Here is a 25,093-nt window from a genome sequence, read left to right as displayed (position 1 = left end):
GTCTTCAACTCGTCGCCGAATGGATCGGCGCACCGTCCTCGCCGCCGAACTCCTCGCTCTCCAATGACAGAAAGCGCTGGTGCAACATGCACGCCGCCCCGAAGGCGGAACCGAACTCCGCATCATCGTCCACGACGATGTCAGGCGTGGGGAAAGGTATGCTCTGGCCCTCCGACATGTGGACCGCCACGCGGGCGGCCACCATCGGGTAGAGGGATGCCACGGAGCCACCCAGCACGATCCTGTCGGGGTCGAGCAAACGACAGGCCTGCAGCAATGCGTAAGCGAGATGGCGCGACCAGATTTCGGCGATATTGACCGCGGCCGGGACGCGATCATGAACGTCGCCAAGGAACTCCTGCAGATCGACGTGCTTACGTCCAATAGCCTCGCGATACTGCCTGATCAGCACTTCGCGACCGATCAGCTGCTCAAACTTCTGACCGCCGCTTCCCGGCACCAGAGTGTGGCCGATTTCTCCCGCCAGGCCGTGGCCGCCCCGGAACAGTTTGCCATCGATCATGATGCCGCCGCCGACGCCGGTTTCCATCAGCAGGAACAGGGTCACGCCTGAGACGCCGTGACGATAGCTGTAGCCGATCGCAAAGGCGTTGGCGTCGTTTTCAACCGCGATCGGGACGGTGGCCGGGAAAGCAGACCGCCCAACCTCCTTCAACGACACCTCCCGCCAGCCGATGATGGGTGCGAGGGTGACGATTCCGTCCGGCCGGATGTGGGCCGGCGCCGATATGCCGAGACCCTTGCACCGTCCGATCATCCCCTTCGCCATTGCGCCTATGATCAGCTCGACGCCCTGCGCCACGGCCTCCTCCACGGTCGACGACGGCGTGTCGAACGCGATTTTCCGACATGCCCGGACTTCAGCGGAGAGATCGACAACTGCAGCCGATATATGCTCGACGCCAATCTCTATCCCGACGAAGAATGCGGCATCGGGGACAAGTTCGAGCATGATGCCCGGGCGCCCGGCACGGGAATGTTCCAGGCGCTGCTTGCCGCTCTCGTCCGACTCCTGAACGAACCCGCCTTCCGTGAGTTCCGCGACGATCTCTCCCGAGGACGAGCGATTCATCCCGAGCTTCCGGGCGAGATCCGCCCGGCTGAGGCTTCGGTGGGCATAGATCGTCTGCAAGGCGGCGACGATATTATTCTGCCGGATCCTGCGCGGCGAACTTCCGATGGAGACGGTGTCGTTCATATTTCAATTCCCTTCAGTCGGCCCAACCCTTACACGACTGGAACAGGCTGTCAGAGGGATAATCAGGGCCGCGCGTTTGTGGCGCGGCGGCGCTTGGCCTCGTCATATTTCAGCTCGATGTAGCGCTTCGCGTGCGCCGCGAGCGGATCATTATCCTCCCAGGTGTCGCGCCAGATCGCGCAGGCGAGCGACAGGCCTTCGTCCACGACCGTCGTCGAGAAGCTCTCGAACACGATGTCGCGCTTGTAGTCGATGTCGAGCAGAGCGTCGAAGATCAGATCGAAGTTGATGACGCCGTCGCCGAGGTAACCGCGGTTGCTCTCGCCGATGTGGAAGTAACCGATCTTGTCGCCGGCCAGGCGGATCGCCGCGGCCGGATTGGCTTCCTCGATATTCATATGGAACGTGTCGAGGTGGAGACGGACATGCTCCGATCCGGTCTCGGCGATGAACTTCAGCCCCTGCGCCGCCGTATTCAGCAGGTTCGTCTCGAACCGGTTGACAATTTCCAGGACGAGGTCGACGTTCGCTTGTCTCGCGACTTCGGCAGTCGCGGCGATCGCCGCGACGCTGTTGTCCCAGCCCCTCTTCGTCGGCTGGCGATTGTACTTGGTGTGCGCGGAATAGAGAATTCCACCCAGCTTGTTGCCGCCGATATCACGGACCGCACGAACGGCGTCGGCCAGCGTCTGCTTGCCGGCAGACACCGCAGAAGCGTCCTCGCTCGATACGTCCCTGTCGAGCGGCAGACCCATCGTCACGCCAATCTCGACGTCAAGCGACTGCGCAAGCTTTGCAAGTCGATCGAGATTGAATTTCTCGGGGCGCAGATAGGCAAATTCGATGGTGCGATATCCGTGTTCGGCCGTCTTGTTCAGGGCCATCTCCAGCCCTTCCTGCGTTTGGCCGCCTGTCCATACAAATGAATGGATACCCAATCGACGCATAGCCTTTTCCTCCAAAAAATGCCTTTGGCTGTGGACAGTGCTATGCCATTTAGTTTGGCAAGACAACAAATAATTTTAACGGCTATTTTTGTGCTGCTTTGCGAAATTACCTTGCAATGCAATATATTACACTTCTTGCGATTTGCATCGCACCCTCCGCCGGAAATTAGTTTCTGCAAAAATCAATGGGATAGATCAACGATTTGCATGTTTAGACAACAAATGTTGCGTCGCCGGTTTTTTTGGCCTACACAAAGGACCGGCGAAATGATCTCGCTGCACTTTGGGAGGATTGAAAATGAATTATGCTTTGAAGGCTAGCGCGCTTGCGCTGACGCTCGGCCTCGCCACGACTGCTTCGCCGGCCTGGGCTGACTTCTGGTCCGACGCCGGCGCCAAATTCAAGGGCGTGACACTGCACGGCGTCACCGAGAGCACCCCGCCATCGAACTACATCAGGAACGTGCTCGCTCCGGAATTCGAAAAAAAGACCGGCATCAAGGTCGACATCGAGACGACGTCCTGGGATCAGATGTACGACAAGGCCATCAAGGACATGGAAGCCAAGACCGGCATCTATGACATGGTCTATATCGAGCAGGACATCATCTACTCCTATCTGGCCAGGAATTTCCTCGTCGACATCACGAAGACGCTGAAAGACCAGCCGGATCTGAAGGCGCCGACCTACGACGACGCCAATTTCACCAGCTTTGCCGACTACTTCAAGGACTCGAGCGGCGATCTCTTCGGCGTTCCGATGGAAGCCTTCCTGAAGGCGTATCTCTATCGCAAGGACCTCTTCGACGATCCGAAGATCAAGGAAGCCTTCAAGAAGGAAACAGGCAAGGACCTGAAGCCGGCGACCACACACGCGGAATATACTGAGATCGCCGAATTCTTCACGAAGTACGGCAAGGACAACGGCATGGAGCTCTGGGGCACGACCGCTCAGGCACATACAGGCCATCCGGCGTCCTGGTATGAATTCTTCGAGTCCATCGTGCCGACCTTCGGTGTCTACAATTGGGGCATCGACGCCAAGAACAACTATGCGGCGACGGTCGAACATGGCGGCGCGATGAACAGCGACAAGGCGAAGGCCGCCTTGAAGTACTGGCTGCACCTGCGCGACATCGCTCCTCCGGAATCGACGCAGTCAACCTGGACGGAAACTGCAACGACCTTCGCCGCGGGCCGTGTCGCCCAGGGGCTGATCTATGGTGAGAACGCCGCCTGGATCGCAAGCGATCCGGCGCAGTCGAAAGTGGTCGGCCAGGTCGGTTTCGCTCTGCCGCCGCTCGAGCCGGGCGTGCTGGACGACGCGAAAGCCGGAAAGGGCTATATCGGCTACTACGATGGCGGTGCCTTCGGCGTGCCGGTCACGTCCAAGAACAAGGAAGCGTCACTGCTGTTCCTCGAATTCATCGGCCAGAACGAAGTGCAGCCCGATTGGGCGATCGCCGCACCACGCATCACCAATACGGCGACGTTCGACGATCCGAAGGTGAAGGAGATGGACGTCAAGCTCGGCGGCTTCTACACGATGCTGAAGGACGACGGCAAGCTCTTCGCCGGCGCTCCCCCCTACCCCTTCCATGCGCAGGTGCGTGAAGCGACCGCTCCCATCTTCTACGACATCCTGACCGGCAACATCGGGCCTGATGAAGGCCTCGACCAGATGGCGGCCAAAGCCGAAGAAGAGCTCACCTCGCTCGGTTATCGCAAATAAAGCATCCTCCCCAACTGACGGGTCGTTCCGACGACCCGTCATCTTTCGCTCCTGATGGAGCGGACGTCCACATAGTGTTCAATGGGGGATAGCGATGCATTCGCAGAAGCTCGGGTGGCTGTTGCTGTCACCGACCATAGTGATCCTCGGACTGTTCGGGATATTTCCGTTCATTTACGTCCTCTGGGTCTCTTTCCATTCATGGAACCCGTTCGCTGCCAATCCGGGCATGATCTTCAACTGGGCTGAGAACTATCGGCGGCTCGTCTTCGACCCGCAGTTCCTGGCATCGCTCGGCATAACCCTGGCATTCGTCTTCTTCGCGGTCGTGTCGGAGTTGGTCCTCGGCTACATCCTCGCCCAGGCGCTGCTTAAGGACTTTCCCGGAAAAGCAGTGTTTCGCACGATCCATACTCTGCCGCTGATCATGGCGCCGATCATCGTCGGCTCCGTCTGGAAGCTGATGACCACGCCGTCGATCGGCATCATTCCCTATCTTCTCAGGAGCTGGTTCGGCTACGATCTGAATATCGGCCAGAGCGCGGTTGCGGCCTTCACCGTCACTGTCATCATGGATATCTGGCACTGGACGCCGCTCGTCACCCTCTCGCTGATCGCCGCACTTGTCTCGCTTCCATCAGACCCGTTCGAGCAGGCGCAGATCGACGGCGCCGGCAAGAGCCAGATCTTCTGGCACATAACGCTGCCCCTGATCCGCCCGGCCCTGCTCGCCACGGTGTTCATCAGGCTGATGGACGCACTGCGCACCGTCGACGAAGTCCTGATGCTGACCGGCGGCGGCCCGGGCTCATCGACGCGCTACATCGGCGTCCATATCTTCAGGGAAGTCTTTCCCAAGACGAATTACGGCTACGGTTCGGCGATCTCCGTCATCGTCCTCTATCTCACCATCGTCGTCTGCTGGCTGCTCTATGTCGGCCTGATTGCACCCCGCGTGAAGAGAGGTTGAAGCGATGAAGACCCGTTTTCCCTGGCTTCCGGTCGTCCTGTGGACCTTGATAAGCTTCGTCACCCTTTTCCCAATCTACTGGCTCTTCGTCATATCGGTGAAACAGCCGTTCGACCTGTTTTCGACGCCCGATGTCATTCTCCGGAGCTTCTTCTGGAAGAATTACCAGGACGTGCTGACCAATCCGACCTTGCGCGGATACATGCTCAACTCGCTGATCATTTCGTCGGGCAACGCGCTGCTCGTCACCACGCTCGCCTTCCTTGCCTGCTACGCCCTGACGCGCTTCGACCTCGCCGGCAAGGAAAGCATCTTCTTCTGGACGATCACCAACCGCATGGCGCCGCCGGCGGTCTTCCTGCTGCCGCTTTTCCTGCTGCTGACGCAGGTCTACAGGATCGGCGACTTCTCGCTCGCCGATTCCAAGTTGGGCATGATCCTGGTCTATTGCTCCTTCAACCTTCCCTTCGCCATCTGGACGCTGCGCCCGACCGTGGAAGGCATTCCGAAGGAATTGGACGAGGCGGCCTATATGGACGGCGCGAGCCCATGGACCGTGCTCTATGATATCATCTTTCCTTTGGCACGGCCCGGACTTGCGGTGACGCTGATCCTGACCTGGGTGTTTGCGTGGAACGAATATCTGCTGGCGGCGACGCTCACCAACTTCCATGCGCGGACACTCACCACCGGCCTGTCGGAATATGTGACGACGACGGGGACGGCCTGGGGCATCATGGCCGCGATCTCGATGCTGACATTGGTTCCGGCGCTCATCGTCTTTTCGGTGGTCCAGCGTCACATCGTCGCCGGCCTGACGTTCGGTGCCGTGAAAGGATGAAACGATGACGTCTCAATCAGAAAATAACGAACCCAAGCCAGGCTTCCTGCCAATCGAAACGAACTGGTTCGACCGGCTCTTCATCTCGATCGTGATCTGGGTCGCGCTCTCCCTGTTTTGGATGCGGTTCATCGAGCCGTTCGGGCTTTCCGTATGGTTCGCGGCGGCAATCTCGGCAGTCCTTGGCGCCTATATCGTCTGGAAGGGATGAGGCGATGAATTCCGTCAACGACATCAAGTCACAAATCGTGCTGCTTTAGGGGGAACGACATTGGCAAACGTACAGGTTAGCGACGTCACCAAGAAATATGGCTCTCTTCAGGTCATGCATGGCGTCAGCGTCGACATCGAGGACGGCGAATTCGTCGTGCTGGTCGGTCCATCCGGCTGCGGCAAATCCACCCTGCTCCGGATGATCGCCGGGCTGGAGACGGTCAGCAGCGGAGATATCCGGATCGGCAGCCGTGTCGTCACCAATGCTCCCCCGAAGGAGCGTGACATCGCGATGGTGTTTCAGAGCTACGCGCTCTATCCCCACAAGACGGTCGCCGAGAATATGGGCTTTCCGCTGAAGATGGCCAAGCGGCCGAAGGCGGAGATCGCCGAGAAGGTCGGCAGGGCTGCCGAGATCCTCGACCTGACACGTTATCTCGACCGTTATCCGAAGCAACTGTCGGGCGGACAGCGTCAACGCGTGGCGATGGGCCGTGCCATCGTTCGCGATCCGCAGGTCTTCCTGTTCGACGAGCCGTTGTCGAACCTCGACGCCAAACTCCGGGTCACCATGCGCGTCGAGATCAAGGAGCTTCACCAGCGGCTGAAGACCACCACCGTCTACGTCACGCACGATCAGATCGAGGCGATGACGATGGCCAACAAGATCGTGGTGATGCGCGACGGCAGGGTCGAGCAGATCGGCAAGCCTCTCGATCTTTACGACTTCCCCGTCAACCTCTTCGTCGCCGGCTTCATCGGCAGCCCATCGATGAACTTCCTTCAGGGTCGCATAGCCACCCGCGACGGCAGGAAGATCGTCGTCACCGACCAGGGCATCACCCTTCCGATGGCGGACACAAATGCGGATGAAGGACGAGCCGTGACCTACGGTATCCGACCGGAGCACATCACGATCGGCGAGGAGGGCGTTCCGGTCGAGGTATCAGTGTTCGAGCCGACGGGTTCGGAGACATTGATCTTCGGACGCACGGGAGGCGTGCCGATCGACGCCCTTATCCGCGAGCGTATCGAGGTCGACCCCGGACGGACGATGTACTTCCACATAGATCCCCGACGTGCGCATATCTTCGATCGGGAAACAGGCCAGAGACTTTAGGAGATCGACCCATGGAGTTCAGAGGAAAGACGGTGATCGTGACCGGCGCCGGCAAAGGCATCGGACGCGAAATTGTAAGGATGCTCGTCGAACGGGGTGCGCAGGTCGTCGCGCTGACCCGCAGTGCTGCCGACGTCGAAGCGTTGCGAGGGGAATTCGGCTGCCGGGCAATCCAGGTCGATCTTGCGGACGCCGATGCGACCAGGCAGGCGGCGATCGCTGCCCTTCCCGCAGATTTCCTTATCAACTGCGCCGGAACGACCGAGCTTCAGCCGTTCCTCGAGACAACCGTCGAAGCATTCGACCGTCTTGTCGCGGTCAATACGCGTGCTCCGATGCTCGTCGCCCAGGAATATGCCCGTTCGCTGATCAAGGATGGCCGCATGGGCGCCATCGTCAATGTCTCGTCGGTCGCATCCTTCGTCGGCATCCCCGACCACGCAGCCTATTGTGCATCGAAGGGTGGATTGGATGGCTTGACGCGGGTCATGGCAAAGGAGCTTGCGCCTCATGGCATCCGCGCAAACGGCGTCCACCCAACGGTGACGTTGACGCCAATGGCGGTAAAGGCATGGAGCGATCCCGAGAAGGCCGCAGGGATGATGAAGCGAATTCCGGTCGGACGCTTCGCTGAGCCGGCAGACATTGCCGAGGTTGTTCTTTTCCTGCTCTCAGACCAGGCTGCCATGGTGAACGGCATATCGATGCCGGTGGACGGCGGCTATATGATTGCTTGAAGGTCAGGACTAACGTGCAGTACGACCCTGCCGAGTAGTACGATCCTGCGATTGCAATACGGGACGCGGCGACGTTGACCGCCGCACCAAACGGCGCAGCTCATCTTGATCAACAAAATGATCCGTCACTCCGGCCTCTTTATCCGGATGGCTGAAGACAAGACCGTCGGAATCCTCAAGCTTCAGAGCTTGCTCCGTATTCATGATCCCCAGTGCCTGGCGCTCGTACTCGGACTCGAGCGCCGCCTCGACGATGGCTTTTTTCTTGCGCATGTCCATTTCCTCCGTTGCTCAAATGGTAACGGACGGGCGGAGTCGCGGTTCCCATCAGGGCATCACGATATGAGACCCGTTGAAACGAACGCCCCGTCGATACACGGCCATTCATCGCGCCGGCCAAGCTGTTTTTGTGCTCTCGCTGCGAGGTTGGCGCTACCACCAGCATGCCACTACGGCCGCCAAAGACCATATCGGCCACAACCGGCAAGATAGGCAGAGGAGCTGCGATCGTTTTGACGGGTCTATTTATTCGTCAAGCAGTTCCCGCAGCGAGAAATATTTTTGACAATTAGCAAATTCTCACGAACTCGACCTCCAACAGCTTTCCTAATTTTTCGATGCTGCTCCCAATGTGTCCGACGCCGACTGCGCAATGATGCGCCGGTCCTTCGGCGTTCCAATTCTCGACGAACGCGCGCGCCCCGATTGGAAATTGATAGCGGCTGTTGGTGTTTCCAATTTCCAGGATCGGCCCGGGCACCGATTGTCCTTCGGCGCACAACAGCTTCACTTTTCCGGCGCACTCCACCACGGAGAGCAGTGTTACCGGGCCATTCTTAACCGACATTTCGACGCTAACGCCGGAGCCGACCTTACCGTGATAGACCTCGAGAGGACGGATCTTGGTTCGACCCTCTGCAATTTTAGTATGGCCTGGGCCATCATGGCCCATCAGGACCACATCTGCATCGAAATCCATTGCATAATATTCGGTGAAGGAACCTCCGGCGCCGAAGCTGTCCATGATCTTCATGGCCTGCGCGTTCTTGATCTCATATTCGCCAGCAACCGGTATGCCTTCGGCGGTGAGCATCGAACAACCAACGATTACCGACGTGATGACGTCCTCGTATTCATGCCCGGACACCGATTCATAATAATAGGCGAGCGCGCCGAGACGCTTCGCGTCGACGAGTTTGCGCAGCGCGACAGCAGTTCTTGCCGCCCGCGCCAGTTCGTCCGGATCGCAATCCGGCTGCACGTCGAACTCCGTTCGGATTCTGTCCAAGCAAGCCGCCACTTCCGCCTCGCCAACATCGCGTCTGAGGCGTGCTAGTTCGTCAATCTCCACCACTTCGATGTGTGTCCCGAATGCCGTGCTTTGGGCTGTAAGATCGGAATAGATATCGAGCATGCCGTTGTAATAGCGCCCCATGACGCCAAGGCGATTATGCGACATGACGTGGGCTACCCGTGCGGCCTCGATCCACTCCTCGATCTCGTTGTCGACAAACGGGTCACCGTTCAGAACGCCTGTTACTTGGTGGAACCGAATGCCCGCTCGAGTGAACACATTGGCAATCTCGGGCACCGGGCATGCAGCGCAGTGCGCCAGCCACTCGCCGGTCATGGCAGTCCTGTTGCCGAGTGCGTTGAAGGACGCGTAGTCGATCGCACCAGCCGGCTGCAGATTCAAAATAATGACCGGCACCTTTGCACGCCGAACAACCGGCAAGACGGTCGACGATAGAGCGTAGGTGGTGATGTAAAGGAAAATGATATCGACATCGGCCTGACGAAACAGATGGCCGGCATCGACGGCCTTCTCCGGCGTATCGACGAGGCCAAGATTGACGACTTCGACCCCGGGCCGTTCCAGCTTGGACGCGACGACATGTACATATCCGCGCAGCCTTGCTTCGAGACCGTCAAACTGCGGCCAATAGGCCTCCAGACCGATACCGAACAGGCCGGCCTTCAAAGGGCGATCAGACATTCCATTTTCTCCTGGAATTATGACGGGGTCAGCCCTGCAGGCGGACACGAAGCTGGTCGAGGCCCACGGCCAGAAGCAACACGACACCGCGCGTGACATCCTGCCAGAAACTGGACACGTTCATGAGGGTCAGGCCGTTGTTCAGAGTTCCGAGGATCAGCACCGCAATCAGCGTACCCCAGACGCTTCCCCGCCCGCCAAAGAGGCTCGTTCCTCCAAGAATGATCGCGGCGATGATCGTCAGCAGATGCTGACTTGCTGCATTCGGGGCTGCCGCGCCGAGCATTGCTGCAAGAATGATACCAGCGGCAGCGCCTGAAATGCCTGAGATCACGTAGAGGATCATCTGGGTGCGCTCGACCGGCACGCCGAGAAGGCTGCTGGCCTCGGGATTGCCGCCGGTTGCGTACACAAACCGTCCGAACGGCGTCTTGGCAAGCACGAGCCAAAGGACGGCAAAGACGATCAGCATGACGATGACGGGAAACGGCACGGAAAAGATGCGACCTGAACCAAGCCAGTTGAAGGCCGGCACGAAAAGCGGCTTGCTCAAGCCACCCGTCATGACCATCGACAGGCCCGAGAAGATGCTCATCGTCCCGAGTGTCACGATCAGGGGATTGAGGCGCAGCTTGGTGACGATGACGCCATTCAAAATTCCGACCCCGGCGCCGATGACCAAGGCTGTCAGGCATCCAACCCAGATATTGATCCCGTTGGAATGCATCAATGCGACAATGACGCCGGCCAGTCCGGCAACGGCAGCCACCGACAGGTCGAGTCCACCGCCAATGATCAGCGGCGTTCCGGCTGCGGCCATGAGCCCGATGAAGGCCATGTTCGTGCCAATATTGGCAAGATTGCTCACCGACAGAAAGAACGGCGACAGCATAGCGAAAGCCGCAAGAAGGATGACATAGAAGCCTAGCAGAACCACGATCCCGGCGACCGGTCTGGCAAGGATCTCCGTCATCGACTGGTGTTGGCTGATCGGCTTGGGTTCGCCCGTAACGATCGAGTTTGACTTGTTCATGCTTTCTCCAATTCGTTCGCAGCAGCCACGGAGTGCGACTCCGCCGCCTGCATCAACTCGGCGGCCGATGCATTGGCTCCCAGTGTGGCCACGGCCCGGCCCTCTTCGAAGACGATCGCTCGGTCGGCAAGACCGGCGACTTCCTCAGCGTCCGATGAGACGAGGAGTATGCCCAATCCGTTCGCTGCGAGCCGGCGGATCTCCTCATAAATCTCTCGTCGAGCGCCGAGGTCGACCCCGCGGGTCGGTTCCTCGAGAATGAGCAGCTTGGGGTCGCCGAGCAGCCATCGCGCCAGGCACACTTTCTGCTGGTTGCCGCCGGACAGGAGTCTTATCTCCTGCTCCGGGCCCGTCGTCTTGACGCGCAGGGTGCGGATCCAGTGTTGCGACATTACCCGCTCCCGATTGTCATCGACGAGCCCGAAGCGCGTAAAGCGCGTGAGGTAAGGAAGGGTCGTGTTGGTACGGACGGTGAGGTTGGCGATCAGGCCTTGCCGCTTGCGCTCGGCTGCAACGAAACCGATACCGCTTCGAATGCTTGCCCGCGGGTTCGACAACGCCGTTTCGGCTGTCCCCATCCGGATTGAACGGACCTTTGCCTTGGGCTCCGCCCCATAAATGGCTCTGCCGACCTTCTCAATCCCGGAGCCGATTAGGCCGAACGCGCCCAGGACCTCGCCACGGCGCACCGAAAAGGACACGTCGCTGAGCCAACCTGGCAGCGACAGTCCTTCGACAGCCAGGATCGTCTCGTCCGGCAGGGATTGCGGCTTTGCCGGAAAAAGATCGCCGAGATCGCCTCCGAGCATCGCCCGTAGCACCTCGTCGTGACTGGTGGCGCTCGTCTGGAACTGGCCGCGTACCTCGCCGTCCCGCAACACGACGATCCGGTCGGAGAGGCGAAACACCTCGTCGAGGTAGTGGGAGATATAGATGATCGTGACGCCGTCGGCGCGAAGCGCATCGATCACTCCGAACAGGGTTTCGGCATCTGCTTCTCCGAGTGCAGCAGTCGGTTCATCCATGATCAGAATACGAGCCTGGCCAGCCAATGCCCGGGCGATCTCGACGATCCGCTGCTCCGGAAGCGATAGCGATCCCATTCTCCGGCTCGCAGAGACATGACCGAGCTTCAGTCGGCCGAGCAGTGTCGTCGCTTGCCTCTGCATGGCGGCACGGTCGACGAAACTTATGCCGGCGATCTTGCGCAGGGGCATCGATCCCAACGCGATGTTCTCCGCGACCGACAAGTCCGGATGCACGGACAGTTCCTGCGGCATCAAGCGAATGCCCGATGCTATGGCCGCACGTGCCGACGTGATGTCGACTGCGGCCCCATCGATCTGTATCTGTCCGGCGTCGCAGGAATAGACGCCGGACAGGATCTTCATCAGCGTGGATTTGCCTGCACCGTTAGCCCCGAGCAGCGCCACGACCTCGCCAGCATCGGCCGAACAGGTGACGTTTTTCAGGACCTGCACGCCGGAGAAGGACTTCGTGACGTTGGTGATTTGGAGCCGCGCTACGCGGCTCCCCGTGCTCGATACAGTCTGCATCAAAATCGCCTCCGACCCCAGATCATTGCTTGGGGAGAATTGCCTCGTAGCCCTTCAGCCAATCCTCTTTTTTCAGACCAGAGAGATAGCTTGCGAACTCTGCCTCAGGAAACGTGTAACCGTCGGCTTCGCCGGCGCAGGCGAATTCCTTGTAGAATTTGCAGATGTTTGCCTTGGTTACCATCTGATGGGTAACGAAGGTTGCCTCCGGCACGGCCTTGCCGGCGAGTGCAGACAGTGCAATCGGAATGAGATAATTCCCGTAGCTGCCTGGAAACGAACCCGTCGCTGCCACGAGTTTCGGGTCCGTGGCGAGCGCCTCGGCTTCATCCGCGCCGTTGCCGACGGCGATGGCCTGATCAACACGTCCGGCTGCTCGGACGGCCTGCAGCATGCCCATGGTCGCCTGGTCGTTGATCGCGATGATCAGGATCGGCGCTTCTGGCGGAATGCGGCCGAGTACGTTGTTCATCTGGGTATAGGATTCCTGCAGCGTATTCTTCGTATCGATCTCGATGATGTGGTCGGCCGGGAAATCCTTGGTCAGGGCCAGGAAGCCGGCGCGCTGACCTTCCGTGCGCATGCGCGGGATGACGCCCGACTGGGGCAGTGCGCCGATGACGAGATAGCCGCTTTTTACCGTGTCCGCGCCAAACTGTTTTGCCGCAGCCGTTGCAAGGTAGGACCCGCCCATGAAACCGGACTTGGGATTGTTGACGCCGAAGAAACTTGCACCGGGCATAGGGATATCGATTGCCGTGACCTTGGTGCCGTCTTGCTTGAACACGTCCATCACGGTCTGACCGAAGTTTGCGTCGGTCTGAAACTCGATGACGTAGTCAACCTTGCGTTCGGCAAAAGACTTGGCATTGGCAAGCGCGGTCGGCCCATCGAGCCGGTTGTCGGCGACAACGAGTTCCACGCCGGCAGCATCGGCGTTTGCCTGGATGCCTTTCTCAACGAGCACGCCGAAAGCGATGTCACGCTGAAGATTGGCGAAGCCGATGCTGTACTTGCTGCCGTTTTTCGGAGGCGTCATTTTCGACGCGTCGGCGGCCATGGCCTTGAGAGCCTCGGCCGAAAGCATATTGCCGTCGAACTTCGCGGGATCGAACCCGTGGAAATCATCGGCATAGGCAGCAGATGCGGCGAGGCAAGCGGCTGCGACCAGCAGTCTGGCGTGAGTTTTCATATCTATTCTCCTCCCAGCCGCTACCCTCCCCGGCAGCGGCGATAGCTGATGCAATCAGCGTTTCGGCAAATTCGATCGACTTTGCCCTGACCTGATGACGGTACCATCGGCCCCACCTGTTGACACGACGCCAAAATCCACAAAAGTGATCATTTGCATACAAAAAATGATCCTAAAAAGGCGACGTCAAATGACGGAAAACTACTTCGTCTACATGCCTGACAACAGAATTTCTGCAGCATGGGGCTGCACCGCTGTCTCGACGGGCTATTCGGTCATTGCGCCGCACTCCAGTTACCCTCCGAGCCGTCATCCGGACGACCATCATTTCAGCTGGTCTCGAGGCCGCATCCTTCAGGCCTATCAGGTCGTGCTGATCAGCGCCGGCAACGGGAAGCTCGAATTCGGCAACCTGCGCCGACAGGTGCGCGTCACGGAAGGATCGATTTTTCTCCTGTTCCCGGGCGTGTGGCACAGGTTCGCGCCCGATCGGCGAACCGGCTGGACCGAGCACTGGATAGAGTGCCGGGGAACCGCTTTCGATTTTGCAGTGGATGCTGGCCTCCTGCATGTCGAACGCCCGCTCAACCCGGCAAGCGATGAGATCAATCATGTGTTCGCCGCCATCCATGACCTGGCGCGGCAGGATCCCGTGCTTCATCAGCTGGTGATATCCACGCTCGGGTTGCAGCTCCTTGCGCTGCTCTGCCGGCCGGACGATCTGGCAACCGGCGCCGGCGCGCGCCTCGTCGATCGGGCGCGCATGATCCTGATGGAGCGCTGCGGAACTTCACAATCAGTCGAGGATCTCGCAGCAGAGATGGGGGTGAGCTACCCCTATTTTCGCCGGCTGTTTCGTGAGCAAGCCGGGATGTCGGCGAAACAGTATCAAATGAACGTCCGGGTTCAGCGAGCACGCGACTTCCTGGTAAACACCGACAAATCCGTAAAAGAAATCGCCGGCCTGCTCGGCTTTCATTCCGCCTTCCATTTTTCCAGCCAATTCAAAAATGCGGTTGGCTGCGCACCGACGGAATATCGTAGGACCTCTGAGAATTGAGAGGTCTGCCGATCCGTGGCACCGCGCGACCCCAGACGTCGCTCAGTCCGTCTTCGATGTCAGGAACCAGCTGTAGCGTGCTTGATATGGTCCGACAGGCCGCACGCCGTTTCGCGGCGTAGAAACGAGAGCGGCTGCTCGACGCTGCAATCAGTGGAGAAGCCGCATGTCCGCCAGTCGCTGAAGAGGCGGCGCGTCGGGCAATGGGAACCACAGTATCTGGAAGACCTCTTATTTCATTGAAAGCTAATTTGAACTTCGTTAGCTTCCTTTGCGGGAGGACTACAATGCAACACATTGATTCGATTACTGCCGAGCCTATCGTAGCGGCGAAGGTCTGGTGCATCGCGGACTTCTGCTCGCAGCACCGATTGGATAGCGAGGAGCAAGCCAAGCTTACTGCTTTGTTCGGTGAGTTCGCGACCATCAGCGAACTCGTCCACAATGTAACGCGTAGATCAAGGTCAAGGTGAAGAGGCCGACCCGGCGAAACGGCTGACGTTCCATGCGCTTACCTGGCCGGCGGCACCAGCGAGCGTGCGATATCGATGATGTCGTCACGCGAGGTGGTCGGGTCCAGGCCATCACGATATGAGACCCGTTGAAACGAGCGCCCATCGATACACGGTGCCCGCCATCGCGCCGGCCACGCTGTTTTGGCCCTCTCCACCACGTTTGGCGCGGCTACCAATGTGCTACCACGGCCGTCAACCAGGCGCCTTTTCCAAGGCCAAAATTCTCTAATGATGCAAGGAAATCAAAGTGGTGCCCAGGACCGGAATCGAACCAGTGACACGCGGATTTTCAATCCGCTGCTCTACCAACTGAGCTACCTGGGCTAACCTGCTTCCGATAGTCCCTTTCAAAAAAGGAACCGCGGGGCCTTGGTTCACCCCGGAAGCGAGCGGGGTTATAGCATCTTGTTCGCCCATGGCAAGCGTCAAATGACTCTTTTTTGACGGTCTTGCCGGCTTTGCGGATTCATGAGGAAAAATAAGAGCTTCGCGGGTGGATTTCTCTAGTTTTCCTCATCCGGATAATCGGCCTTCGTCTCATCGTCGGCAACCGGAATGGCATAGGCGCCGGTCAGCCAGCGGGACAGATCGGCCTCGCGGCAGCGGTTGCAGCAGAAGGGGTAATGTTCGCGGTGGGAAGGTTTGCCGCATTCGGGGCAAGGGCGCGTCTTGCGCAGCGGTTCGACCTTGGCGGCCGGTTTCTTGTCTTCAGGCATATCGGTCCGTCCTAAAGCATGTCGCGCAAAAGTGTGTAGCGGTTTTGCAACAACGACATGCGTAAAAACAAAGCCTTAAAGCGCGACGCGCGGATCTGAAAGATCGTGACGCGCTTTAAGCATCGGCCGTCGGGCTCAGCCCTCGGGCCACCGGCTATGCACATCGAAGCCCTCGCCGGTCAAAAGCAGAATGGTTTCATAAAGCGGCAGGCCGACCACATTGGTGTAGGAGCCCACCATCTTCTGCACGAAGGTGCCGGCAAGGCCCTGGATGCCGTAGGCGCCTGCCTTGCCGCGCCACTGGCCGGAGGCCAGGTAGTTCTCGATCTCGAAGCCGGAGAGACGCTTGAAGCGTACCTTGGTCTCGACGATCTTCTGCCGAATCTTGCGATCCGGCGTCACCAGGCAAACGCCGGTATAAACCATATGGTTGCGTCCCGACAGGAGATGCAGCGAACTCAGCGCCTCGTCAGCGAACTCGGCCTTGCCGAGGATGCGCCGGCCGACGGCGACCACCGTATCGGCAGACAGGATATAGCTGCCCTTCCAGGTGATATCGCTCTTGATGGCGGCAAGGGCCGCTTCGGCCTTTTCAGCCGAAAGCCTGCGGGCAAGCGAACGCGGATGCTCCGACTTCTTCGGCGCCTCGTCGATATCCATCGGCATCAGGCGCGAAGGCTCGATGCCGGCCTGGTTGAGCAGGTCGACGCGACGGGGCGAGCCCGAGGCCAGAATGAGCTTGTATTTCAGCGCCATGGAACCTCGACCATCGGCAGACGGGAGCAAAAACCCCTGCAGGATCTTCGGGCAAACTTACTTGAAACGGTAGGTGATCCGGCCTTTGGTCAGATCGTAGGGCGTCATTTCCACAAGCACCTTGTCGCCGGCGAGAACGCGGATGCGATTCTTGCGCATGCGGCCGGCGGTGTGGGCGATGATCTCATGTTCGTTTTCGAGCTTCACGCGGAACGTCGCATTCGGCAGAAGTTCGGTGACGATTCCTGGGAATTCGAGGACTTCTTCTTTCGGCATATAAGTGTTTTCTTCCTGTGCGTTGAATAGGCAGCGCAGCGCGCGCCTTGAAATTTGGGCGGAAACTACACAATCAACGAAGGTTTGTGAACCTCGTTGATCAGGCTTTCCTTTATTTGTTTTCATGCCGATTGCGCGGCAATGCCATTTCGTTTGAGTAGCCGGCTTTCGATGAGGCCGGCCAGATGATCGCGGACCTCGCGGTAGCTCTCCAGAATCTGCTCGCGCGTTCCGATTGCAACCGTCGGATCCATGGTCGGCCAGTAGACCACATCGACTGCACTCGACCGCGTCAGCTCGAGTGCGGCATGATGGGCCTGGGGCGACAGCGTGATGATCAGATCGAAGTAATCATCCTCGAGTTCTTCCAGCGTCTGCGGCTGGCGGCGCCCAAGGGAAAGCCCAATCTCCTCGAGCACGACATCCACGAAGGGATCGCGCTCGCCGGCGCGAACGCCGGCAGACCTGATATAAGTGTTGGCCGGCAAAATGCTACGGGCGATCGCTTCGGCCATCGGCGAACGGATGGCATTCATACCGCACATGAAGAGGATGGCGCCCGGCCGCTTTCCCTCCTCGACGTCGGCGGCGAGCTCCATTGCCGTCATCCGCGCCAGTAGAGCACGCAGACCAGCGTGAAAAGGCGCCGGGCGGTGTCGAAATCGACCTCTATCTTGCCGGCCAGCCTATCCTTCAGCGTCTGCGAGCCTTCATTGTGGATGCCGCGCCGGCCCATGTCGATCGCCTCGATACGGCTCGGCGTCGACGAACGGATCGCTTCGTAATAGCTTTCGCAGATCATGAAGTAATCCTTGACGATCCGCCGGAAGGGCGTGAGCGACAGGATATGGGTGGCGACCCCGCCGCCCTCTTCGGTGGTAATGGCGAAAACCAGCTTGGAATCGACCAGCGAGATGTTCAGTCGGTAGGGCCCGCCGGCATGACCAAGCGGCTCGAAGCTGTTCTCCTCGATCAGGTCGAAGATGGCGACGGCGCGTTCATGCTCGACATCGGGCGTCGAACGGCCGATCGTATCGTCAAGGACGACGTCGCAAAGCCGGAAATCGCCCTTCGCCATGCCCTCACCTTTCGAGGTTGAGGCGGATCGCGACCGATCGCGCATGGGCATCAAGGCCTTCGGAAACGGCAAGGGCGATCGCCGCCGGGCCGAGGGTGCGGAGCTGCTGCGGACCGAGGCGCAGGATCGACGTGCGCTTGACGAAATCAAGCACCGAAAGGCCGGAGGAGAAGCGCGCCGAACGCGCCGTCGGCAGCACATGGTTCGAACCGCCGACATAATCGCCGATGACTTCAGGCGTATGGGCGCCGATGAAGATCGCTCCGGCATTGCGGATGCCGTCGAGCAGCCGGTCCGGATCGACGACGGCGAGCTCCAGATGCTCGGCAGCGATACGGTTTGCCAAGGGAATGGCCTGTTTCAGATCGGCAACGAGGATGACCGCGCCGAAATCGCGCCAGCTTGCCGCCGCCGTCTCGGCGCGGTTCAGCGTCTTCAGCTGGCGTTCGACCGCCTGCTCCACAGCCTTGCCGAATGCGGCATCATCTGTGATCAGGATCGCCTGGGCGCTGACATCGTGCTCGGCCTGGGCCAAGAGGTCGGCTGCGATCCAATCCGGATTGTTGTCCTTGTCTGCAATGACGAGCACCTCGGAGGGGCCGGCGATCATGTCGATGCCGACGGTGCCGAAGACATGGCGCTTGGCGGCAGCGACATAGGCATTGCCGGGGCCGGTGATCTTGGCGACCGGGGCGATGGTCTCGGTGCCATAGGCAAGAGCCGCGATCGCCTGGGCGCCGCCGACACGATAAATCTCCGTGACACCGACAAGCTTGGCAGCGGCAAGCACCGCCGGATTGACGGCGCCGCCGGTGGCCGGAACGGCGATGACGATGCGATCGACACCGGCGACCTTGGCCGGCACCGCATTCATCAATACCGAGCTTGGATAGCTCGCCGTGCCACCCGGAACATAAAGCCCGACCGCTTCTATCGCCGTCCAGCGCGAGCCGAGACCGACACCCATATCGTCTTCGTAGATATCGTCCTTCGGCAGTTGCCGGCGATGGTGGGATTCGATGCGCAGTGCCGCGAGCTTCAGCGCCCCCAGCACCTCTGAGGGCACCGCCTCGACGGCGGCGTCGATCTCTTCAGCTGTGACGCGCATCGGGACGGTGGCGTAATCGATGCCGTCGAACTTCAGCGAATATTCGGCCAGCGCCACATCGCCGCGGGCTCTGATATCATCGATGATGGCACGAACGACGACGTTCACATCATCGGAGACCTCCCGCTTCGTCGTCAGAAAGGCGGCAAAATGCTGCTCGAAACCTTCCGATGCCTGATCCAGCCAGATTGCCAAAGCCGATATTCCTTCTCAACTCGAAACTGCGATGTTCAAATTTTAGGGCGTCAAACACTCATTGTTTTATGCATGTCGTTATCCCGGAACCGCTGCACACTTCCGGGCGACATGCATTAGCGGTGACGAGGCTTTGACGAAGCCTCCCAGGCGCCGCCGATATCGGCCAGCTGGACCTCGATGCATTCGACATCGAGCGCAATCGAGGCCGTGCCTGACAGCGCCAGCTCGATCGTACCATCGGGCCCCTCGCCCTTCTTCTCGAAGCGCAGCGCCAGCAGCGACAGCACCTCGTCGCGTTTGCCACGATCGATGCCAAGCGAGCGGACGGCAAGCACGCGCTTGAAGACCAGGGCAGCACGGCGGCGCTCGAAACCCTTGCGCTTGCGCTCGGCACCTTCCCAGACGAAACGATTGGCGGCAAGCGCGAACTGCGCGTCGCGCGGCGACCAGTCGATGTCGCCGACCTTGAAGACGCTGTCCTGCATATGCGCGGACATGATCGCAAGATCCTCGTTATCGAGCGCAACAAGTTTCAGGTCGGTCATTCAGCCTCATCCCATTACCGGCCTACGCCGGGCACCGCCGGAATGGCGATGCGTCAGACAAGGGAAATAAGGCGCGGCGACCAATTACGCAACCGGGATGAACGGTGCTTACTCGCTGATGCGCTCGACGATGGCGCCGCAGCGGGTCAGCTTCTCCTCGAGCCGTTCGAAACCACGGTCGAGGTGATAGACACGGGAGACCGTGGTTTCGCCCTCGGCGGCAAGGCCGGCGATGACGAGCGAGACGGAGGCGCGCAGATCGGTCGCCATGACGGGCGCGCCGCGCAAGCGTTGGACACCCTCGATCTTCGCCGTCTGGCCGGACAGCGAGATCCTGGCGCCGAGGCGGGCAAGCTCCTGCACATGCATAAAACGGTTTTCGAAAATGGTCTCGGTGACATGTGAGACGCCGGAAGAACGGGTCATCAGCGCCATGAACTGCGCCTGCAGATCGGTCGGGAAGCCCGGGAAAGGATCGGTGACGATATCGACCGGCCTGATGCCGGCGCCGTTGCGCTTGATGCGCATGCCGTTGTTGGTCGACGAGATCTCCGCACCGGCGCGGCGCAGCGTTTCCAGCGCGGTTTCGAGCAACGCCATGTCGGTATTTTCGAGCACGACGTCGCCGCCGGCCATGGCGACGGCCATGGCATAGGTGCCGGTCTCGATGCGGTCCGGCAGCACGCGGTGGCGGGCGCCGGAAAGCGAGGTGACGCCTTCGACGGTGATCGTCGCCGTGCCTGCGCCCGATATCTTGGCGCCCATGGCGTTCAGGCAGTTGGCGAGATCGACGACCTCAGGCTCGCGGGCGGCATTGCCGATGACAGTCGTGCCGCGGGCAAGCGTTGCCGCCATCATCACCACATGGGTGGCGCCGACGGAGACCTTCGGGAAGGTGTAGCGTGCGCCGATCAGGCCGCCGGCAGGCGCCTTGGCGTTGATATAACCGGCATCGATCTCCATGGTCGCGCCGAGCGCCGTCAGGCCCTCGATGAAGAGATCGACGGGGCGCGTGCCGATGGCACAGCCGCCCGGCAGCGAAACGCGGCAATGGCCTTCGCGCGCCAGCAACGGGCCGATGACCCAGAAGGAGGCGCGCATCTTCGAGACCAGTTCATAGGATGCGGTCGTATCGACGATGGTGCGGCAGGTGAAATGGATCGTGCGCGAATAGGAATCTTCCTGGCGCTCGCGGCGGCCGTTGACGGCGACGTCGACGCCGTGATTGCCGAGGATGCGCATCAAGAGTTCGACATCGGCCAGATGCGGCACGTTTTCGAGCGTCAGCGTATCGCTGGTCAGAAGCGAGGCGATCATCAGCGGCAGTGCGGCATTCTTGGCGCCGGAAATCGGAATGATGCCATTCAGCTCATTACCGCCGACGATTCTGATACGATCCATGTGCGCTTACGGGCAGCGCCCGCCTTTCCTGAAAGTTCTGCCTTGAAATAAGGAGTGAGGTGTTTAGGGGATTTATCGAGACGCTTCAATTCGCGACGGACGGAACATTACGATTCGTCCATTTTTGCGGCGGGCAGCCCATTTGTTTCGTCGGCTTGGCCGGAACGGCGGGCGCGCACCTGTTGTTTGCGTCGACCCAGATTTTCCCTGAGCTTTTCGGCGGCGCGCTCACGGCGCAGTTTTGCCTGTGCCTCGATCGCTTGCTTGCGGCTCTGCTGGCCGGTTTCGGTCTTTTCGTTCATGCGACAGGATTAGCCGAATTCGCGCTAATCCAAAAGGCCCTTGCATCCCAATCCACGCGAAGTTGGAATTTGCTGCTTGCGCTTGCCGTCAAGCTGTGGCAATAGCCCCCCGTTCTCGCGATTGAGCCACATGGCTCGCGCGGGTACTGGTCCTGCTGCCGTAGCTCAGTGGTAGAGCACACCCTTGGTAAGGGTGAGGTCGGTGGTTCAATCCCACTCGGCAGCACCAGTTTTTCATCAGCAAAATCAACCAGACGGCTGTCTCGACTCATCGGCATGAAGTGGCGGAGATTGGTGTCGATGGGACCGGGAACGAGTAGGTTGTCAGTCGTGCTTTGGATGTTTGGCCGTTAGAGGCTGACCTACAGTCGCCGCCATCCCGATGGCGATATCCCTTTATGCGCTCGAAACAGCCGCGCGAAGTGGCTGGGGCTCTCGATGCCGCATCTGGCTGCAATCTCCGTCACGTCCAGATCTGTCTCGGTCAGCAGTTGCGCGGCGCGATCCATGCGTCGGGCTGAGATCGCCTGGAGCGGGGTCTGGCCGGTAGCGCCACGAAATGCGCGGAAGAAGTGGCCCTCCGATATGCCGAGCGGGGTCGCCAGGTCACAGATCGCAATCGGTCCAGACAGACGGCCGTCTATTCTCTCGTGTGTTTCGCGCAGCTGTTTGACCGTCAGGGTGTATTTCGGACAAGCCATCGGCGCGTCGCGACGACTGTGATGAGAGAGGTATTCCGTGAGAGCGAGCGCCATGGACGAGCAATAACTTTGGTCCAATGTTCGGTCGCATTGCAAAAGATCGCTCATCTGAGCGGCCATCCCGTAAATGAAGTCATCCCCGGCAATAAGGAATGGTCCCATGTCGAAGGCATGACGGCGCACCGTCATCGGGTCTATTGCGATGGCGCCCCACTCCCAGGCGACATTGCGTAACACGAGATCACGACCGCAGCCTGCGGGCAGGAACGAAACCATTCCCTTCGTGTCCCTACCATCGTAGCGAAAGCCATCGTCGGTACGAAAGCGATGCTGGTTTGCTCCACCGTTCAAGGTTACCATGATGAGGTGATGATCGGGTGCAATCCTGCCTTCGACCTCGACCGTCGGACCACGTCGGGCGGTCTCGAAATAGCCGCCCGACCAAATGGCTTTGAGATGGTCGTTGGGTGGTCTAGTCAGTTGCCAAGCTGGGCTTTTAACTTGCTGCGGCATTATCTGGCCAACTCCAAATATTGCGTCAATCGGATGCCGTCGAGCGGCTGACGTCCATTTGAAAGATAGGTCAGACTGACCGCTGTCGCATCAGCCTATTTGCTCTGTAAGCCCATCGGTCATTCAATTGCCGGTGAGCAGGATTTGGGCTAATGATCGTCCCAAGACCCGCGGCATCAACGCGCCAAATCATATGCACATCGAAAACCGATGTAGACTACATAGAAGTCGGCCGGCTTCCATTGCATCGCCTGCCTGCGCATCTTGTCTGGTCCATACCACCATGAGCCGCCGGCTGTCAGAGCGTTTGCCCCTTCACGTTCGGAAAGCCACTCCCATACGTTTCCACCCATGTCGTAGAGACCGTTGACACCAGCGCGAGTTGCGCGTGCTGGTGCGTGGCGCGGCCATGGATCATTTTCATTGATGTTGGCCCCATCAGGTGTTTCTCCCGTCGGATAGGGATACGTCCGGTCAACTAAAAAGTTCTCACCGCCGCCATGTTCATGATAGGCGGCCAATTCCCACTCGGCCCTCGTCGGAAGCCGGCCTCCAGCGGAAGCACAGTAGTCACGCGCCTCGGGCCAACTGACATGAACCGCCGGCTCGGTCATATTGTCCGGAGCATTTCCAAAAGGTGTGCGGAATGCCCAGCCAGGCCGGCGCTCCCAGCCGCTTCCCCATTCGTGGCCACCGCCTGCTCGCTCGGCCTCCGTGCGAAAATTCCGGTCATCAGCAAAGTCTGCGAAGTCAGCAATACTGACTTCGCTTCGATCAATGGCGAAACCGTTGAGTGTTACACGGTCGCTCGCGAATGAAGATGATTCAGAGACGATCAGGTATGTGAGCATCAGGTACGTTGCGGGGTTCGCGGGAAAGGCCATGTGACGACACCACCATAGTTCTTGCCGGGATAAGGAGGTTGTTTAAGCGCGTCCGCGACGCCTGTCAGCCCAGTATAATGGTCGGCCATGCGTTTGCGCATCGCCCGATCGGGAAGATCGCCGTAGAGTGCCCCCATATTATCGATGACATGCTGCGGCTGGCTGGTTGCCGGGATGACGTTTGTAACCGCCGGATGCGCAATGATCCATTTCAGGAAATATTGCGCCCAGGTCTCAATCCCCATTTCCCTCGCGAAGTCCGGCACCGGCTGTCCAGCAATAGGAGTGAAGAGCCGCGCCTTTTCGAACGGAATGTTGACCTGCACCGCGACGCCATTGGCAGCGCAGGCATCCAGCAGCCTCTGTTCGGCAGCGCGGGTCAGGATCGTATAGGCGATCTGAACGAAATCCAGCGTGCCGGTGCTCACCAGCCGCTCCATGGTGTCGTAGTACTCAGGACTCCACTGGGTGATGCCGATATAACGTACGGAGCCTTCCGCTTTTTTCTGCGCCAGCCAGTGACGCACTTGATCATGATTTTCGAGACTATGGACCTGCAGCACGTCGATCCGGTCCCGCCACAGCCGTTCGCGAGACTGCCTGAGCTGGCGCTCCGAATGACTGTTGTCCGAAAGGTAGTCGCCTGTCGCCCAGGTCTTGTTGGTGACGAATATGTCGTTGGAAATGCCGAGGTCGGTGATGAAGTCTCCCACGCTCACCTCCGACATTCCGTAGAGCGGCGAAGTGTCGATGACCTTGCCGCCTCGCTCATGGAACAGCCGGATGACCTCACGGACATTGTCGCGAGCTTCGCCTGGCCGGATATCGAAGGTCTCGAACGTTCCAAGCCCCACGGCCGGGATCATCTCGCCGGTCTTCGGGATAGGTCGCATAATGGGGGCCGGTCCTCCTTGCCCTCGTGCCTCCCGTATCGAAACACCGGCACCAAATATGGAAGTAGCAGTTGTCGCGACCACTCCGACGAGAAGCTGGCGACGACTTGGAAAAAATCCTTCAATTGGTCGGAATGACATTGGATGCGTCCTTGTTGCGGTAGCATCGACGTTAAGGCCCATGCCGCAGCGATGCGCTCCCGATCCTCACCAACTGACGCAATCCTGACCAATTTTGTGTGGACATGGCAGGGTCAGGCGTTGAAACATGAATTCATGGGTTCGCAGTGCCCGGTCTCCGAGAGCAATCCCATAACTTCCTTCAAAAACTCGGAGCGCCCGCGCCCTCCCGAGATCTATCACGGAGCCTTCTTGCGACTTCAGGGTAGCTCGCAAGTATTCCCTTTGCAGTCTTGGGATGACCTCAATGGAGAGACGCGCAAGGAAAGCGTCGTCAGCGGACGTCTCTGCGGCTTCTAAAAACTCCTCTTTGGGTATTCTTCGCGTGTGTGCGTCTAACGAAAACAGCCAATTCGCCTCACCATCGGCAACCTATCCGCCATTGCTGCCCGTGGAAATCACGCTAGAATA

Annotated in this window: 26 protein-coding genes and 2 tRNA genes; 8 read left to right on the top strand and 20 right to left on the bottom strand. The window is 59.5% G+C overall.

Annotated elements, in window-relative coordinates; translation table 11 throughout:
• Window positions 1-4 precede the first annotated feature (4 nt).
• The gene (locus RlegSU303_RS01355; protein WP_231283382.1) at window positions 5-1,219 is read right to left on the bottom strand and encodes an ROK family transcriptional regulator; all 1,215 of its coding nucleotides are present in this window, start codon (window positions 1,217-1,219) and stop codon (window positions 5-7) included.
• Between the two features lie 62 nt (window positions 1,220-1,281).
• On the bottom strand, window positions 1,282-2,166 hold the full coding sequence (locus RlegSU303_RS01350) for a sugar phosphate isomerase/epimerase family protein (RefSeq protein ID WP_017958932.1): 885 nt from the start codon (window positions 2,164-2,166) through the stop codon (window positions 1,282-1,284).
• A 298-nt stretch (window positions 2,167-2,464) separates the two neighbouring features.
• On the opposite strand from RlegSU303_RS01350, the gene RlegSU303_RS01345 reads away from it, so the two are divergent.
• From RlegSU303_RS01345 to RlegSU303_RS01320, 6 genes are all read left to right on the top strand, one after another.
• Window positions 2,465-3,898, top strand: coding sequence for an extracellular solute-binding protein (locus RlegSU303_RS01345; RefSeq protein WP_043294391.1), 1,434 nt, complete (start codon window positions 2,465-2,467; stop codon window positions 3,896-3,898).
• A gap of 94 nt (window positions 3,899-3,992) precedes the next feature.
• Window positions 3,993-4,868, top strand: coding sequence for a carbohydrate ABC transporter permease (locus tag RlegSU303_RS01340; protein WP_017958930.1), 876 nt, complete (start codon window positions 3,993-3,995; stop codon window positions 4,866-4,868).
• A 4-nt stretch (window positions 4,869-4,872) separates the two neighbouring features.
• Window positions 4,873-5,709: a carbohydrate ABC transporter permease gene (locus RlegSU303_RS01335; protein ID WP_231283381.1), complete on the top strand. Its 837-nt coding sequence runs from the start codon at window positions 4,873-4,875 to the stop codon at window positions 5,707-5,709.
• 4 nt (window positions 5,710-5,713) lie between these two features.
• Complete coding sequence (locus RlegSU303_RS01330; RefSeq protein ID WP_003545406.1) at window positions 5,714-5,920, top strand: DUF2160 family membrane protein; 207 nt, start codon at window positions 5,714-5,716, stop codon at window positions 5,918-5,920.
• A gap of 60 nt (window positions 5,921-5,980) precedes the next feature.
• Window positions 5,981-7,042, top strand: a complete 1,062-nt coding sequence (locus RlegSU303_RS01325; protein ID WP_017958928.1) for an ABC transporter ATP-binding protein — start codon at window positions 5,981-5,983, stop codon at window positions 7,040-7,042.
• A gap of 11 nt (window positions 7,043-7,053) precedes the next feature.
• Window positions 7,054-7,779 carry an SDR family oxidoreductase gene (locus RlegSU303_RS01320; protein WP_017958927.1) on the top strand — a complete coding sequence of 242 codons (726 nt, stop codon included), beginning with the start codon at window positions 7,054-7,056 and terminating at the stop codon, window positions 7,777-7,779.
• Between the two features lie 9 nt (window positions 7,780-7,788).
• Here the strand turns inward: RlegSU303_RS01320 and RlegSU303_RS01315 are convergent, their stop codons facing one another.
• The 5 genes from RlegSU303_RS01315 to RlegSU303_RS01295 form a co-directional block, all read right to left on the bottom strand.
• Window positions 7,789-8,058 carry a hypothetical protein gene (locus RlegSU303_RS01315; protein WP_017958926.1) on the bottom strand — a complete coding sequence of 90 codons (270 nt, stop codon included), beginning with the start codon at window positions 8,056-8,058 and terminating at the stop codon, window positions 7,789-7,791.
• A gap of 289 nt (window positions 8,059-8,347) precedes the next feature.
• Window positions 8,348-9,775: an L-arabinose isomerase family protein gene (locus RlegSU303_RS01310; RefSeq protein WP_017958925.1), complete on the bottom strand. Its 1,428-nt coding sequence runs from the start codon at window positions 9,773-9,775 to the stop codon at window positions 8,348-8,350.
• A gap of 28 nt (window positions 9,776-9,803) precedes the next feature.
• The gene (locus tag RlegSU303_RS01305) at window positions 9,804-10,808 is read right to left on the bottom strand and encodes an ABC transporter permease (protein WP_017958924.1); all 1,005 of its coding nucleotides are present in this window, start codon (window positions 10,806-10,808) and stop codon (window positions 9,804-9,806) included.
• Window positions 10,805-12,364, bottom strand: coding sequence for a sugar ABC transporter ATP-binding protein (locus RlegSU303_RS01300; RefSeq protein ID WP_017958923.1), 1,560 nt, complete (start codon window positions 12,362-12,364; stop codon window positions 10,805-10,807). The genes RlegSU303_RS01305 and RlegSU303_RS01300 overlap by 4 nt, the downstream gene beginning before the upstream one ends.
• Before the next feature lie 22 nt (window positions 12,365-12,386).
• Window positions 12,387-13,556 (bottom strand): sugar ABC transporter substrate-binding protein, encoded by a 1,170-nt coding sequence (locus RlegSU303_RS01295; RefSeq protein WP_094086749.1) that lies wholly within the window; start codon window positions 13,554-13,556, stop codon window positions 12,387-12,389.
• A 190-nt stretch (window positions 13,557-13,746) separates the two neighbouring features.
• Here RlegSU303_RS01295 and RlegSU303_RS01290 point away from each other — a divergent pair, with 190 nt between their 5' ends.
• Window positions 13,747-14,616 carry a helix-turn-helix domain-containing protein gene (locus RlegSU303_RS01290; protein WP_026158518.1) on the top strand — a complete coding sequence of 290 codons (870 nt, stop codon included), beginning with the start codon at window positions 13,747-13,749 and terminating at the stop codon, window positions 14,614-14,616.
• Window positions 14,617-15,379: 763 nt separating this feature from the next.
• On the opposite strand, the gene RlegSU303_RS01280 is transcribed toward RlegSU303_RS01290, so the two are convergent.
• The 10 genes from RlegSU303_RS01280 to RlegSU303_RS01235 all read right to left on the bottom strand — a co-directional run bounded on the left by RlegSU303_RS01280 (window position 15,380) and on the right by RlegSU303_RS01235 (window position 21,511).
• Window positions 15,380-15,455: transfer RNA gene (locus RlegSU303_RS01280), tRNA-Phe, on the bottom strand.
• A 179-nt stretch (window positions 15,456-15,634) separates the two neighbouring features.
• Window positions 15,635-15,847: a DNA gyrase inhibitor YacG gene (gene yacG, locus RlegSU303_RS01275; protein WP_017958919.1), complete on the bottom strand. Its 213-nt coding sequence runs from the start codon at window positions 15,845-15,847 to the stop codon at window positions 15,635-15,637.
• 135 nt (window positions 15,848-15,982) lie between these two features.
• Window positions 15,983-16,603 carry a Maf-like protein gene (locus RlegSU303_RS01270; protein WP_017958918.1) on the bottom strand — a complete coding sequence of 207 codons (621 nt, stop codon included), beginning with the start codon at window positions 16,601-16,603 and terminating at the stop codon, window positions 15,983-15,985.
• Window positions 16,604-16,660: 57 nt separating this feature from the next.
• Window positions 16,661-16,879 carry a translation initiation factor IF-1 gene (gene infA / locus RlegSU303_RS01265; RefSeq protein WP_003545338.1) on the bottom strand — a complete coding sequence of 73 codons (219 nt, stop codon included), beginning with the start codon at window positions 16,877-16,879 and terminating at the stop codon, window positions 16,661-16,663.
• 122 nt (window positions 16,880-17,001) lie between these two features.
• Window positions 17,002-17,487, bottom strand: coding sequence for an arsenate-mycothiol transferase ArsC (locus RlegSU303_RS01260; RefSeq protein WP_017958917.1), 486 nt, complete (start codon window positions 17,485-17,487; stop codon window positions 17,002-17,004).
• Complete coding sequence (locus tag RlegSU303_RS01255; protein ID WP_017958916.1) at window positions 17,484-17,957, bottom strand: UPF0262 family protein; 474 nt, start codon at window positions 17,955-17,957, stop codon at window positions 17,484-17,486. The genes RlegSU303_RS01260 and RlegSU303_RS01255 overlap by 4 nt, the downstream gene beginning before the upstream one ends.
• A gap of 4 nt (window positions 17,958-17,961) precedes the next feature.
• Window positions 17,962-19,260, bottom strand: a complete 1,299-nt coding sequence (gene hisD, locus RlegSU303_RS01250) for a histidinol dehydrogenase (protein WP_017958915.1) — start codon at window positions 19,258-19,260, stop codon at window positions 17,962-17,964.
• 116 nt (window positions 19,261-19,376) lie between these two features.
• Window positions 19,377-19,808 carry a DUF2948 family protein gene (locus RlegSU303_RS01245; RefSeq protein ID WP_017958914.1) on the bottom strand — a complete coding sequence of 144 codons (432 nt, stop codon included), beginning with the start codon at window positions 19,806-19,808 and terminating at the stop codon, window positions 19,377-19,379.
• 108 nt (window positions 19,809-19,916) lie between these two features.
• The gene (gene murA / locus RlegSU303_RS01240) at window positions 19,917-21,209 is read right to left on the bottom strand and encodes a UDP-N-acetylglucosamine 1-carboxyvinyltransferase (protein WP_017958913.1); all 1,293 of its coding nucleotides are present in this window, start codon (window positions 21,207-21,209) and stop codon (window positions 19,917-19,919) included.
• 107 nt (window positions 21,210-21,316) lie between these two features.
• Window positions 21,317-21,511, bottom strand: coding sequence for a hypothetical protein (locus RlegSU303_RS01235; protein ID WP_003556333.1), 195 nt, complete (start codon window positions 21,509-21,511; stop codon window positions 21,317-21,319).
• A gap of 154 nt (window positions 21,512-21,665) precedes the next feature.
• Here RlegSU303_RS01235 and RlegSU303_RS01230 point away from each other — a divergent pair.
• Window positions 21,666-21,740 (top strand) — tRNA-Thr (locus tag RlegSU303_RS01230).
• A gap of 133 nt (window positions 21,741-21,873) precedes the next feature.
• On the opposite strand, the gene RlegSU303_RS01225 is transcribed toward RlegSU303_RS01230, so the two are convergent.
• From RlegSU303_RS01225 to RlegSU303_RS01215, 3 genes are all read right to left on the bottom strand, one after another.
• Complete coding sequence (locus tag RlegSU303_RS01225) at window positions 21,874-22,725, bottom strand: helix-turn-helix domain-containing protein (protein ID WP_094086751.1); 852 nt, start codon at window positions 22,723-22,725, stop codon at window positions 21,874-21,876.
• Window positions 22,726-22,901: 176 nt separating this feature from the next.
• Entirely contained in the window at window positions 22,902-23,576 is a 675-nt protein-coding gene (locus RlegSU303_RS01220) for a formylglycine-generating enzyme family protein (protein WP_231283379.1), read from the bottom strand.
• Window positions 23,576-24,502, bottom strand: coding sequence for an aldo/keto reductase (locus tag RlegSU303_RS01215; RefSeq protein ID WP_231283378.1), 927 nt, complete (start codon window positions 24,500-24,502; stop codon window positions 23,576-23,578). The genes RlegSU303_RS01220 and RlegSU303_RS01215 overlap by 1 nt, the downstream gene beginning before the upstream one ends.
• Window positions 24,503-25,093: the final 591 nt, after the last annotated feature.

Source organism: Rhizobium sp. SU303, assembly GCF_021052345.1.
Taxonomy (GTDB): Bacteria; Pseudomonadota; Alphaproteobacteria; order Rhizobiales; family Rhizobiaceae; genus Rhizobium; species Rhizobium laguerreae.
This window is presented reverse-complemented; position numbering and strand designations above follow the sequence as displayed.